Source organism: Methanosarcina acetivorans C2A, assembly GCF_000007345.1.
GTDB classification, from domain to species: Archaea; Halobacteriota; Methanosarcinia; order Methanosarcinales; family Methanosarcinaceae; genus Methanosarcina; species Methanosarcina acetivorans.
The window spans coordinates 2299435-2312862 of sequence record NC_003552.1 but is presented as its reverse complement, the minus strand read 5'-3'; the positions used below and the strand labels follow the sequence as shown (position 1 = coordinate 2312862).

The 13428-nt window shown below is 38.8% G+C and carries 10 protein-coding genes; 7 read left to right on the top strand and 3 right to left on the bottom strand.

Annotated features, from left to right (window positions below; translation table 11 throughout):
* The first annotated feature begins 46 nt into the window (after positions 1-46).
* On the top strand, positions 47-1696 hold the full coding sequence (gene glgP / locus MA_RS09775; RefSeq protein ID WP_011021875.1) for an alpha-glucan family phosphorylase: 1650 nt from the start codon (positions 47-49) through the stop codon (positions 1694-1696).
* Positions 1697-1982: 286 nt separating this feature from the next.
* On the opposite strand, the gene MA_RS09770 is transcribed toward glgP, so the two are convergent.
* On the bottom strand, positions 1983-3164 hold the full coding sequence (locus MA_RS09770; RefSeq protein WP_048065248.1) for a tetratricopeptide repeat protein: 1182 nt from the start codon (positions 3162-3164) through the stop codon (positions 1983-1985).
* Between the two features lie 241 nt (positions 3165-3405).
* On the opposite strand from MA_RS09770, the gene MA_RS09765 reads away from it, so the two are divergent.
* On the top strand, positions 3406-3612 hold the full coding sequence (locus MA_RS09765) for a hypothetical protein (RefSeq protein WP_011021873.1): 207 nt from the start codon (positions 3406-3408) through the stop codon (positions 3610-3612).
* Positions 3613-4309: 697 nt separating this feature from the next.
* Here the strand turns inward: MA_RS09765 and MA_RS09755 are convergent.
* Positions 4310-6148, bottom strand: coding sequence for a M3 family oligoendopeptidase (locus MA_RS09755; RefSeq protein WP_011021871.1), 1839 nt, complete (start codon positions 6146-6148; stop codon positions 4310-4312).
* Between the two features lie 382 nt (positions 6149-6530).
* On the opposite strand from MA_RS09755, the gene MA_RS09750 reads away from it, so the two are divergent.
* Both MA_RS09750 and MA_RS09745 read left to right on the top strand, forming a co-directional pair.
* Positions 6531-6737, top strand: a complete 207-nt coding sequence (locus tag MA_RS09750; RefSeq protein WP_011021870.1) for a hypothetical protein — start codon at positions 6531-6533, stop codon at positions 6735-6737.
* A 412-nt stretch (positions 6738-7149) separates the two neighbouring features.
* Positions 7150-8442, top strand: coding sequence for a Fic family protein (locus tag MA_RS09745; RefSeq protein WP_048065247.1), 1293 nt, complete (start codon positions 7150-7152; stop codon positions 8440-8442).
* Positions 8443-8679: 237 nt separating this feature from the next.
* Here MA_RS09745 and MA_RS09740 read toward each other — a convergent pair whose 3' ends face one another.
* Positions 8680-9198 (bottom strand): protein-tyrosine phosphatase family protein, encoded by a 519-nt coding sequence (locus tag MA_RS09740; RefSeq protein WP_011021868.1) that lies wholly within the window; start codon positions 9196-9198, stop codon positions 8680-8682.
* Between the two features lie 331 nt (positions 9199-9529).
* Between MA_RS09740 and MA_RS24500 the strand changes: the two genes are divergently transcribed.
* From MA_RS24500 to MA_RS09725, 3 genes are all read left to right on the top strand, one after another.
* A complete protein-coding gene (locus tag MA_RS24500) occupies positions 9530-11386 on the top strand; it encodes an ATP-dependent nuclease (protein WP_157860157.1) in 1857 nt (618 codons plus the stop codon).
* A complete protein-coding gene (locus MA_RS09730) occupies positions 11383-11832 on the top strand; it encodes a UvrD-helicase domain-containing protein (protein WP_157860155.1) in 450 nt (149 codons plus the stop codon). Before MA_RS24500 ends, MA_RS09730 begins: the two co-directional genes overlap by 4 nt.
* A gap of 128 nt (positions 11833-11960) precedes the next feature.
* Positions 11961-13337 (top strand): UvrD-helicase domain-containing protein, encoded by a 1377-nt coding sequence (locus MA_RS09725; RefSeq protein WP_226990855.1) that lies wholly within the window; start codon positions 11961-11963, stop codon positions 13335-13337.
* Positions 13338-13428 lie beyond the last annotated feature (91 nt).

Sequence of the window (13428 nt, the reverse complement as noted above, 5' to 3'; positions counted from 1 at the left end):
GGTGCACTGTCATTATTTTTTATAGTCTTAAAACATATGGGGAAATATGGCGACTATAGGATATTTTTCGATGGAGATAGGACTTCGCAATGAAATCCCTACATATGCAGGTGGACTTGGAGTGCTCGCAGGTGACACAATCCGTTCGGCTTCAGACCTCAAAATTCCGCTTGTAGCAGTTACTCTGGTCAGCAATAAAGGATATTTCAGACAGAGCCTTGACGTCATGGGGAACCAGACCGAAAAAATTGAAGAATGGACCCCTTCGAGTTTTATGACCCGAACGCCTCAGGAAGTGAGTGTTAAAATTCAGGACAGAGAGGTTAAAATCCAGGCATGGCAATATAACTGCAAGAGCCTTACAGGGGGATGCGTACCCATTATTTTCCTCGATACCAATGTAGAGGGGAACGCATGGGAAGATCGTGGGATCACAGATTTTCTTTATGGAGGGGATCACACCTACAGGCTCAAACAGGAAATAGTGCTCGGGATAGGGGGAGTGAGGATGCTTAATGCTCTGGGCTTTAAGGTCCGGAAATATCATATGAATGAAGGGCATTCAAGCCTGCTCGCCCTGGAACTCTTAAAGTGCAATAATAAAGACGCTACGAAAGTAAAGGACCTCTGCATTTTTACCACTCATACTCCCGTGGAAGCCGGGCATGACAAGTTCGATTACAGGCTTGTGGACGACCTTATCCGAGATAAAAACGATGTGGAGATCCTCAGAAGGTTCGGAGGGGAAGACCGCTTTGATACGAGCCTTTTTGCCCTAAACCTGTCTAACTATGTCAATGGCGTCACGAAGCGGCACAGCCGTGTCTCAAGCGAACTATTCCCCGGCTACTCTATTCAGGCAATAACAAATGGTGTCCACTCCTATACCTGGACTTCTCCTTTTTTCAGGAAACTTTTTGACCATTATCTGCCAGGCTGGGCAAATGAGCCTGAACTTCTGGTAAGGATCGGAGGAATTCCGGACGATGAAATCTGGCAAGCCCGCAGAAATGCAAAAAAAGCCCTCATAGACGAGGTCAACAAAAGGACAGGAGCAGGCATGGACTATGAGACCCTGACAATAGGTTTTGCACGGCGTATGGCTGAGTATAAACGTGCAACCCTGATCCTATCCGACCTTGAAAGACTTAGAAAGATTAACAGAAGGGGAAGAATTCAGCTGATCTTCGCAGGCAAATCCCATCCGAATGACGGAGCCGGCAAACAGCTTATACGAGATATTTTCAGAAGTATCGAAACGCTCCGAAACGAGATCAAGATCGTCTTTCTGGAAAACTATGACATGGAACTTGCCGCAAAAATGGTTTCCGGAGTTGACGTCTGGCTGAACACTCCGACCCGCCCCTACGAGGCCTCGGGCACAAGCGGCATGAAAGCTGCCCATAACGGGGTCGTAAATTTCAGTGTACTTGACGGCTGGTGGATTGAAGGGTGGATCGAAGGGGTAACCGGCTGGTCCATAGGGCCCAAGCCCGAAGAACACCTCTCAGGAGAGGAAGCAAGGCTTGCTGAGCTTGATGACCTCTACAACAAACTCTACTACATTATCGTCCCCACCTACTACGAACGCAGAGACGAATGGTTTAAACTGATAAATAACTCGATAGGCATGATTGCATATTATTTCAACAGCCACAGGATGATGAGGCGTTATGTTACGCATGCTTACCTGTAATCTTTAGAAATTGGTTGCTCGGAAAGTTGAAGGAAAAAGTCAGTTAAAGAAGGTCATTTGAAAGAAAAACAAGTTAAAGAAAAGGTCAGCTAAAAAAGCAAGCTAAAGAAAAGGTCAGCTAAAAAAACAAGTTAAAGAAAAGGTCAGCTAAAAAAGCAAGCTAAAGAAAAGGTCAGCTAAAAAAACAAGTTAAAGAAAAGGTCAGCTAAAAAAACAAGTTAAAGAAAAGGTCAGCTAAAAAAGCAAGTTAAAGAAAAGGCCAGCTACAGAAAAAGTCCGGAAAAGCTTATGCCTTTCCTGGGCTCATTCTACGAATATTTTCACGTGCACTTTCAGCTCTTGTTTTAAGCCCTTTACTCTCCCAGAGGTCAGCTGCAATCTTAAAAGCATTTTCTGCAGCTCTCAGGTTTCCGAGTTTCAGGAAAACCTTTCCCCTTTCATACCAGGCTTCGGGATGATCGGGCTTAAGCCGGGTTGCATTCTCAAAAGCGTGCAAAGCCTCTTTTTCCGAACCGGCTTTAAAGAGAATTTTTCCCCGGAGCTTCCAGGCTTCGGCATTTTCAGGCTTTACCTCAAGGGCGTTTTTAAACGCCTGCATGGCTTTTTCCTGCTCGCCAAACCTGAGCCAGAGCTTCCCGGTTTTGAACAGGGCATCGGGGTCCCCGGGATTTCTTTCCAGGATTTTTTCATATTCGCTGAGCTTCTCTTCACACAGGCTTATTAGGGAGAGCACGGAGTCCTTGCCTTCCCAGGCATTTTTCTGCACAGGGTTCAGGGAAATGGATTTTTCGAAAGCCTCAAGCGCATCCCGGAAACGTTCGAGCTTTTTTAAAGCAAAACCCATGTTAGTCCAGAGCCCTGCATTCTCAGGCTTGATTTCGGCAGCTCTTTCGAAGATCTCAAGAGCTTCTTCATAGCGTTTGAGTTTCAGGAGGGAATTTCCCTTATGGTATAGGGCTGGAAAATCCCGAGGATTTTCCTCCAGCACACGGTCAAAAGCTTTGAGTGCAAGCCTCAGCCTTCCCTGCCTGTAGAGAGCCACTCCTTCTTCGTAAATGCTTTCTGCCCCTCCGGTTTCCGGGTTTCCGGCTTCCCCTTTCTCCTCCGTTCTGTCTCTTTCAAGCCCGATTTCCGAGAGGTATCTGAACCCTTCCGAATCCCCTCGGGCAGGCCTGGCATCAAGATATATGAACTCCTCTTTTGGCACGAAAGACTTGCAAATCCATCCGGGTTCAACCCTTCGGTTAGTGATTATGCAGTACCCGTTTATGTACTTTGAACAGACTCCGCAGCAGTAGATGCGCCTCTCCAGACGGTACCGTATCTGGTCAAGCTCGGTAGTAACCAGCCCCTGGTTCAGCCTTGTTTTGAAGGTCTCGTAAGGAATATTTTTGATTTTAATATAGACTGTTGAAGGAGCAGGCGGGTCCCATTCAAAGGGCTTTTCGATTTTGTCTTTGCGGATCATAACTTTCTTTGAGCTTTTTGGTCTGAGTTACCGGTGTTTTCGAGTTCCGAGAATATAAGCCTTTTTTGACTTTTTTTTCGAAGCCTTTTTCAAAGCTTTTTTCGGAGCTTGAAGTCATTCATATTACTAAGAACTTATTACCCTCAAATTTTAATAATTAAACAAATTAATTAAAGTAACGAATATTTATAGTAATTAGTATTCAATCGGCATATTTTCTAAAATAAGGGAGAGTAAACTTATGAGCTATAAGAAAACACATGGAGTCCCTGCACTATTCTCTTTTTTCATCCCCGGCCTGGGCCAGCTTGTAAAGGGGCAAGTATCCAAGGCGCTTGGCGTCTGGGCAGCCCTGTTGATCAGTGCATTCATGAGCATTATCGGAATCGGGATTTTAATGGGAATGGTTGTTTGGGTCGCACAGATCTATGATGCCTATAACGCTTGAACGGAAAATAGATCAGCCACTGTTACATGATTGAGATCTTGCTCTAATTTCGTTTTCTGAGTTATTTCGTTTTCCGAGTTTTGCTTCCCGAGTTCCGCTTCCCGAGTTCCGCTTCCCGAGTTTCGCTTCGGGAGCACGAGGTCCTTTTCGCTCCACTCCGTTTCGCTCAAGAGGACTACTTGATGGGTTTTAGTAGTAAGTTTCACTCAAGCAGACTAATTTATAGTTATAGTCATGAGCTTCGCTGTGCTCAAGAGGACTACATTACGATACTTTTAACCATATAACCTTATTCGCCATACCGAGTCTTTCCTGTCCCGCTCGATGCAGGAGAGCGGTCTTTCCCAAGAAGACAAAAAAGAAGAAAAAGAGAACGTAAACGTAAAGAAGAATAAAAACAACATGCCAGCAAGTAAAAGCTTCTGAGACGCTTGTGAGTGAAAAAGATAAGCAAACAGGTCAAATGAACTTAAATTTCGGTCTTGTTTTTCATTCAAATCTGTATTTTCTTCTTTTTGGAAAGGGCCGCCAGATAAGCTGGCGGAGGCGTTTATATTCACCTGAGAATTTGAATGAGGTTCAATAGGTCAAGGAAAATATTCCTTGGATAGGTAAGAAAGTTCTGAATTCATTATCTCCTGGTGAATCACCAAAAAATAGGTTAAGAGAAAAAAGGTTTAAGAGAAATTCAGGTTCATCATCCGTTTTCCAGTTCATTCAATTCCTGAATTCTCAACTCCACGATGTCCATTGCATCTTCAAAGAGTTGCCTGTTGATTTCGATCCCGAAACATTTCTTGAGTTTTTCTTCAGGAGGCATTATCGAACCTGCTGAGAGGTATGCAATGTAGTTTTTGTTGAAGGTCTCCGGGGTTTCCCGATACTGCTTAAAGAGGGCGAGAGTGATTGCCTTTGAAATCGCGTAGTTGAAAGTATAGTAGTTATTTGTCAGGTAGATGTGGTTAATGTAAGTCCATTCCGCAGAGTCTTCATCGTAATATTCTACTGAGTCACTCCTGTATTCTTTAGAGAGGGCTGTCCAGAGGGCATTAAGTTCTGCTCCGCTGACAGTTCCGTTTTCATTACTTTTTTCAGCGCATAAGCTGTGTGCCTTGTATTCGAATTCCGTAATCATGGGCTGGCGAGTAAAATAGTTCTGGTATTCCCCGATATGCTGGGCAAGCACGGCAACTGCAGTTTCTTTATCAGAATTTTCGACCATGTGATCGACAAAGAGTTCTTCGTTGAAAGTGGACGGGACCTCCATTTCGTAGATCTGACCCGTGCAATAAAGATAATCCACGGAATTGCCCATCAGATAGAAATTGATTCCGTGCCCGAGCTCATGAGTAAGAGTCTTCTGGTCACTGATAATGCCGTTGTAGTTCATAAAAATCAGGGCAGGAGCCTTCAGGGCACAGAGCCCGTAACAGTAACCTCCGGGCTGTTTTCCATGTTCGGGGTCAGGGTACACGTCTATGAACTTCCCTGTAGCCATCTCCAGAAAAATCTCGTTGAAACGGGAATCCATCCCGGAATAGGATTTCTGGACCTCCTGCAAAGCATCTGAGTAAGTATAATTTTTGCCCGGTTGATCAGTCAACTGCAACATAAGGTCGTATGGCCTGAGCGTTTCAAGCCCGAGCTTTTTCCTCCTGAGCCCGTTATAATCCTCAAATACATGTTTTCTCTTCTTGAAAACCGTACTCATGTCATCAACCTGATCCTCTGTGAGATAAAGGTCGTACAGGCTGGATTCATAAGAGTCCCTGTAATTCAGTTCTCTTGCTATAAGGTCGTCAAGTCGGGCTTTTTTAGAATAAAGAAAAGCCATTGAATCGGATTCATTTACCAGATGGTAAAACCTCTTATCATAACACCTTTTCCTGTTTTCCCGGCTCTGGTCTGTCGAAAGCAAAGTGTTATAGGACTGAGAATTGACCTGAAACTCCTCTCCGCTCTCAAGAGTTATATTTCCTGCCATCGTGACTTTATTGGTTATTTTCGAAATAGCCTCAGTCTCCAGTTTCATGCGCTGGTTTTCCAGATCTGCAAGATATATAGCATGGGCTTCATTCATAGGCCTGTGCTCTACAAACCTCATATATGTTGCTTCAAGATAAGGCCGATATACCTCAAGTCCGGGCTCTTCGGAAAAGAGCCTGTCCCACTCCTCTTTATTAAGCGAGGTCAGTTTCACGGTTGCAAATGCGCTGGCCATTTTATGTTCTGTAATCAGGTTCTGAGACCCCTCGATAAGAGAAATAAAAAACTGGTCATTCACATTTTTGCTGAACTGGGTATATGCGTAAATATAGAGAACATCAGTGGACCTTGAGAAATCCTTTTCAGTTTCCAGATAATCCAGTAGAACTGACCCGGACAATCTCTCAAACTCCGGACGGAAAGTTTCGTTTATTTCTTCCGAGCTCTTTTTTAACGCCCCGAGTTTTTCCAGAGCATCTTCTCTGCTGTTGAAAAGATAAGAATCATTCCACTCCGTAGTAATCTCATCGGGATTAAGTTCTTTAAACATGTGATTCTCTCCTGTACTTATGGAAGATTTCTCTACTTTTTCGGAAATCCCATACCCTGAAAAGACTACAAAAACCTTTACCTAACTTTCGTCCCAAAATCCGTTACCCTCCGACTATCATTCTGTTATCCTATTACTGAAAACATATGCATCTGACTAAGAATATATCGGGACTAACTCATATGAACCTGCTGTTAAAAAGAATCCAGAAATGCAATCTAAAACCTCAAATTTAGAATTGTAGATCTGCAGAGTACAGATTAAGAAACAAATTTAAAGGAAAAAGACTCATCCAGATCGAATTATTTATATCCGTCCTCTCATTAAGTATTTATAAAAGACGAGTTCTTAGAAAGATAAGTTCTTAAAAAAGGTAAGTTCTATGGAATGCAGGAGAACACACGGAGTTCCCGCCCTATTTTCTTTTTTCGTACCCGGCCTGGGGCAGCTTGTAAAGGGAGATTTTCTCAAGGCACTTGGCATCTGGTTAGCCTTCATGGTTACCGGAGCCATGCATTTCTTCGGGACTGGATTTTTAATATGGGCGATTATATGGGTCTGGCAGCTCTATGATGCTTACAATGCCTGAAAAATAAGTCGCGGAAATCTGTAAAGGGCAGTATAAGTGCACTAAAGTAACCTACTTAGCTATACACTATTAGCCATGCACTATTAGCTAAGCACTAAACTCTTTTTGAAATTGAAGGGGCAGCATTATTTTTGAATTATATCTCTTAATTACCTCTTCTATTCTCTTTTTTACTGGCTGATGTCGAGTCGTCAATCTTCAATTTTACTATCAATATCTATCAATACTCATCAAATTGATAGGAAAAAGAAAGAGAATTGATTAAAAACATTATCAAACGATAGTGCAGATATGGAGAAGTATAATTTGGAACTATCAATATCTATCAAAATCAATCAAATTGATAGAAAAGAATATAGGAAATAAACTATCAATATCTATCAAAATCAATCAAATTGATAGAAATGGTAATATGAAACTCCCGAAAGTCCCTGAATTTTCAAAAGAAGCCCTTGAAGAAGCTGAAAAATTTCGTCATGACGATCAAATTGCAGATTTGGTTAATGAATATAATGAAAGGTATCTGCACTGGGAGGAGTTAAAACATAGAAAACTCCCCCTTGACCCTGTCATTGTATGGAACCTGATGAAATTGTCGAGAGAATTAAAAGCAAAATCCTTAAAATTTGGGGACTGGGTTTTCAAGTATAACTTAATAGATGAATTTCATGAAAGACTTCACATCCTTGATAAATCCGCAGCAGGAAATCTTCTAAGCAGCCTTGATGCCTTACAGGACAATAGAAGAAAATACATTATCAGTTCCCTGATGGAAGAGGCAATCGCTTCAAGCCAGATAGAAGGAGCAGCAACTACAAGGGAAATTGCAAAAAAGATGCTGCAGGAAAACAGGAAGCCCAAAAATAAAGACGAAAAAATGATTGTAAACAATTACGATACAGTAAAGCATATAGTGGATATAAAAAATGAAGCCTTCACCCCCGAGAGAATTCTTGAAATCCACAGGATGATCACAGGAGGAACACTTGAACAACCCCAATACGAAGGCAATTTCAGGGAAAGCAACGAGATTGCCGTTTATTCCCATGACGGGACACTGCTTCATAAACCTGTGGAATACACCGAAGTCCCTAAGCTGGTTAAGGAATTATGTGATTTTGCCAAAAGCAAGGATGAAGATTTCATTCATCCCGTGATAAAGGGGATAATCATCCATTTCCTGGTCGGATACATCCACCCCTTCAACGACGGAAACGGCAGGACCGCAAGGGCTCTTTTCTACTGGTATCTCATCAAAAACGACTACTGGCTTTTCGAGTACATGGCAGTCTCAAGAGTAATAAATAACTCAAAAAAACAGTATCGGAATGCCTACATCTACACCGAATCCGACAGAACCCCCAACGATTCCGGTGACCTCACATATTTCATCAAATACAATCTCGACTGCATACAAAAAGCCCTTGATGACACCCTCGAGTATCTGGAAAGAAAACAAAAAGAGCAGGCTCAAACCCTTAAAATCATTACCGAATCCGGAAATCTTACTTTAAGGCAGGCAGAAATCCTCAAGCAGTTCTTGAAGCAGCCTGAAAAACCCGTCACAATCAAAGAAATAGTGACCATTTACAGTGTGGCGTATGCTACAGCCAGAAGTGACCTTTTCCGGCTTGCAGAACTGGGATATGTTGAAAAAAGGAAGGCTGGGAAGGAGTTTATTTTCGTATGCAAGAGGGCTTATTGAATATATCTTCTCTGAGTGGTTTGTTATCAGAATCTATCAGAATCTGTCAAAATCTATCAAGATCTATCAAGACATATCAAATTGATAGAAAAGACCTGATTTTAAAAGGCTGAAAGAGTAAGCGCAAACTCATCAGCGAAATTCGGAGTGCTCACTATCAAAAGCTATCAAAAAAACACTCCTATCAATTTCAATCAGAATTCAACAAAAAGTCGTCAGACAAATCTTAATATTTTGTTAGTATTTTCGTATCATTTCTTCCTGCCATTCAGCTTCAGGCCACCCTCCAAAGCCTCGATGCATAGTTAGTTCATCAAGATAGTTAAGTACCTCGGCCACCGAAAAAACAAGGTCCTTGAGCACACATCCGAGAACCGTGCCTGTCCTGCCTATGCCCCCCAGACAGTGGACAACAATCCCTTCTCCTTCATCCATTTTTGATCTTATGACAGCAGTTGCCTGCCTGATAAGCCGCTCCTCTCTTTCAGGGTCCTCCGGCCCATAACCAAAATAAAGGTCTTCCAATTCTGCAGAGAACAGCAATTTGAGAGGATATGGATTGTAATTAACCTCCGAACTGCTGAGACAGACTACGTTTGAAAAACCGGCTTCCCCAATTTTCTCCCAGGGGGTAGACTCCCGTGGACGAGACATGCCAGCAAGAAGAACAGGCTCTTTGAGCACGACATAGAAATTCAGTGGAATTCGGATACCTTCTATTGAAGGCATCTCCCTTGGACTCAACAACGAGGGCATAATGCTAAGAGTATGAGAAGCAGGAGATATAAATTTTCATCAATTGATTTGTGGGGGCTGGTATATTTTGGAATCTGAACTTTGACTCTAAATCTTCTTACAGCTTGACATCATCCGTAAAATTATGATTTTTCTATTAATATCTATCAAAACCTATCAAATTGGTAGAAACTAAAGAAATCATAGGATAATTGCAATATTCTTTTTAAATTAATTATGATTCAAATAGAAAACAATATGCATATATATATGGCAAGTCTCAACAAAGATCTGAAATATGTTTCATATTTTGGAAATTTTTGAAGTACGATAATAGAAGAGAGACCTTGCTATGTATCTAAAGAGAATGCATGTCAAAAACTTTAGATGTATTAAAGAGATTAATTTAGAACTTAACTCGGGATTAAATGTAATTATTGGTGCCAATAATTCTGGAAAAACTTCTATACTGGACTCATTGAGATTAGCTCTAGGCATTGGTAGTTACAGTAGAAGCATTTATGTTTCAAATGAGGATTTTTTTGTAGATGAATTTGGACAGAAAGCCCAAACTATTGAGATAGACCTTACTTTTTCTGAACTGACTCCAGAGGATAGGGGAGTCTTCATTGAGATGTTAAAAGTTAATGGTGATGGAAACCATGAATTAGAGTTTCACGTTAGGTATAAAATTGAGAAAAAAAACGGAATTGAAAAAATTCGGGTTAGATATTGGGGAGGAGAAAAAGAGGCAAATACTATTCCAATAGAAGTTATGGAACTATTTCACATCGTATATTTGGAGGCATTAAGAGATTCTGAGAATTATCTAAAGCCTAATAGAGGAAACAAATTAGGCCAACTGTTTCTAAAATTAGTTCCAGACGAAACTGCACAAGAAAAACACGCCCAGCAAATATACGAAAGTATTACTGCAAACGAAGATTGGAATGAACTAATAACGGATGCAAGAAAAAAGATTAATGAACACTTAGAAAATACGACTCTTGAGCATGATACTCTTAGCATAGATATTGATTTTGCTCCAGTGGATTTTACGAAGATTGCAGAAAGATTGAAAATTTATATACCTATCTTAAAAAAGATAAAAAGAGAAATGATAGAAAATATTTTTGAAGAAGAAGGATGGGAAAAATACTTTGAATATCCACATTCAGACGAACTGATATTAAAGAAAGACATAAAAGACTTATTGAAAAATGAAGCAAACTCTGAACTTAAATTCAAGATTTCAAAATTAGAAAAGTTCATTCAGAAGTTTGAGATATATCAAAATGGATTAGGATATAACAATTTGATATACATAGCAACTATAATAGGCGATTTGATTGAGAGAGTAAATAGGAAAAGTGAGAATTACATCGCACTTTTAATCGAAGAACCAGAGGCGCACCTCCATCCTCAACTACAAAATATATTGTTTAATTATTTTAAGAATATAGAATCAAAAAATATTCAAATTTTTCTCACTTCACATTCGCCTACAATTACAGCTAAAACTGATATCGATACAGTTATTTTAATGGAAAATAGTTTTAATGTAGACATTTTGCCTTTAAAAGATATTGAATTTGAAGATGAAACAGATAAAAAATATTTGCAGCGATTTCTTGACGTCACAAAATCACAGTTATTTTTTGCAAATGGAGTAATATTTGTAGAAGGAATCTCAGAAGCTATGCTTCTCCATATTTTTTCAAAAATTTTGGGTATTGATTTAGAGAAAAACGGAATTGAAGTTGTAAACATCGGTGGAGTAGCTTTTAAGCCTTTTGCGAAATTATTTAATTCAGAACATATGGATAAAAAAATAAAAGTAAGAGCTGCTATACTGTCAGATGATGATGAATCAGACGGAGAAGTATCTAGCAGAGCAAGGAATCTGGATGAACTTAATAGTGAAAATTTGAAGGTATTTTTAGGTAAAAAAACTTTTGAGTATGAACTATTTCTCTTAAATGAAGACCTTTTAACAAATTTATATAAAAAGTTACACCCTCGCTTTAATCCTCATGAAAATACTGAAAAAAATGCAGATGATTTAGTAAAAAAGTTAAAATCAAACAAGGACAAGGGTGAATTTTCTCAATTCTTAATGATGGAACTAATCGAGAAAGAAGATGTAAGAAATAAATTCAGAGTTCCAGAATATATAGAAGAATGTGTAAAATGGGTGGTTGGGTATTGAGGATTGAAGATTTTAGTAAAGATAAAATAAATATAATAAAAAAAGATGGTGTATTTGTTGTCAAGGCATGTGCAGGGAGTGGAAAAACATGTGTAGTTGCTGCTAAAATTTCTTCATTACTAAAAGAATGGATATCTCCTAATAGAGGAATAGCAGCAATATCATTTACTAATGTTGCTTGGCAAGAAATTGAAGATAAGTTGAAAAAGGATTTTGGAGCAGATTCAGGGTTATATTACCCACATTTCATTGGAACTATTGATAGTTTCATAGATAAGTATCTATTATTACCTTTTGGGCACTTGGTTCTTAATTGCGAAAATAGGCCAGAAATTATAATGAATTGGGAACCTGAGATCAGAGGAAAGCTCGAATGTAAGAAAAGTGGATGTAAATTAAGTAATCTCTCTTATGACATTAATGGAAATTCATTTGGATTCGGTTAAGGAACAAAACATCAAAAAGTGTTATTTTTTATGCAACATGTAAGCGGATTATATTGGAAAAACACTACACATCGTATTCGAAGTTGTGCATAAAATTCGTTAACCGATGACAAAAGAATGGAAATTTAATTAGTTATAGTGATAGCAGTCATTTTTCAAATTGTAGTCTAAGCCATCGTTACTGTAAGGCAGCAAAAATCCAACTACGTCAAAGTGGTTATTTAACTCAAGCTGATGCAAATTTTTTTGTGATGAAGTTGCTGGAAAAGTATCCAGACATTGCAAAAGCTATTGTATACAGATTTCCTATATTTCTTATAGATGAAGCTCAAGATACTTCTGATGTCCAAATGAAAATTTTTGAACTTTTGTTGGAAAATGGATTAGAAAGGCTTATGCTAATAGGGGATCCAAATCAAGCAATATACGAATGGAGAACAGCGAATCCGGAAGTATTTACAAGAAAAGAAATAGAATGGGAAACGCTAAATCTTTATGAAAATTGGAGAAGTTCAAAGGAGATTTGTGCTTTTACAGACAAAATAGTCTCAACTGATTATGTTTCAACCGCTTGTAATGAAGAAATCAAAGATTTTAATTTTAAACCAGAAATTTGGGGATATGACGTAAATAAATCCCTGAACTTAGAGACAAATAGACTAATTGAAGAATTCATAAGAATCTGTATAATTAAAGGCATTTCAATTAGTAAAGAAAAAGTAGCGATCTTGGTTAGAGGTAAAGATATTTTAACCGAAATTAGAAATCAAGGTGATTTTGTTAGAAAGGAACCTTGGAAAGAACAAATAAGAAATAATGGCAAACAAGAGATGGATGTAAATAGAATTCACTATAGGAATATAAGCAAAAGCAAATATCTGTTTGATAAGAAAGATTATAAAGAGTCTTTTAGATTACTTGAAAAAACTATTTTCGCGATAAAAAACGGGAAAGAGTATGTTTCAAATGATGAGCTAAAGGAGTTCATTGAGCAAATTGATTTTAAGAAATGGCGAATAGGATTATTTGATCTTCTTGCAAGGTTACCAAGTACTGATGTAAGTCTGAAAGAGTGGGTGGATCTTGCAAACGAGGTTATTAGGGGTGACTGTTTTTTCGGCATAAGTGATTTTGAAATTAAAATTAAGAAAGGTACTAACGAAATAAAATTTGGGCAAATCTTCGTAGATAAAGAAGTGGAAACTGAGAATTATACTTTAGGAACAGTTCATTCGGTAAAAGGAAGAACTTTTGAAGCTGTTCTCTTGATTTTAAAAGAAAAAGCTTACAGAAATAAAAAATATGTTGATCTTATAAACGAAAATATAAATGAGAATGAAGAAAAACGAATTATATATGTTGGTACCACAAGACCTCAAAAAATTCTAGTAATTGCAGTTCCAGAAAGCGATAAAAAGGTATGGGAATGCAAGTTTTACGGAAACAATGGATGCAAGCAAAAACAATTGGATCTTTCTGCCTTCACATGTGCAAACCTAAGCTGACCCCAAAATTCAAAATAGATTATTAAATAAAGACAGAACCGTGCATTAAAAAAATGGGCAGTCTTATGACTAAATTTTCATTTTCCAATCT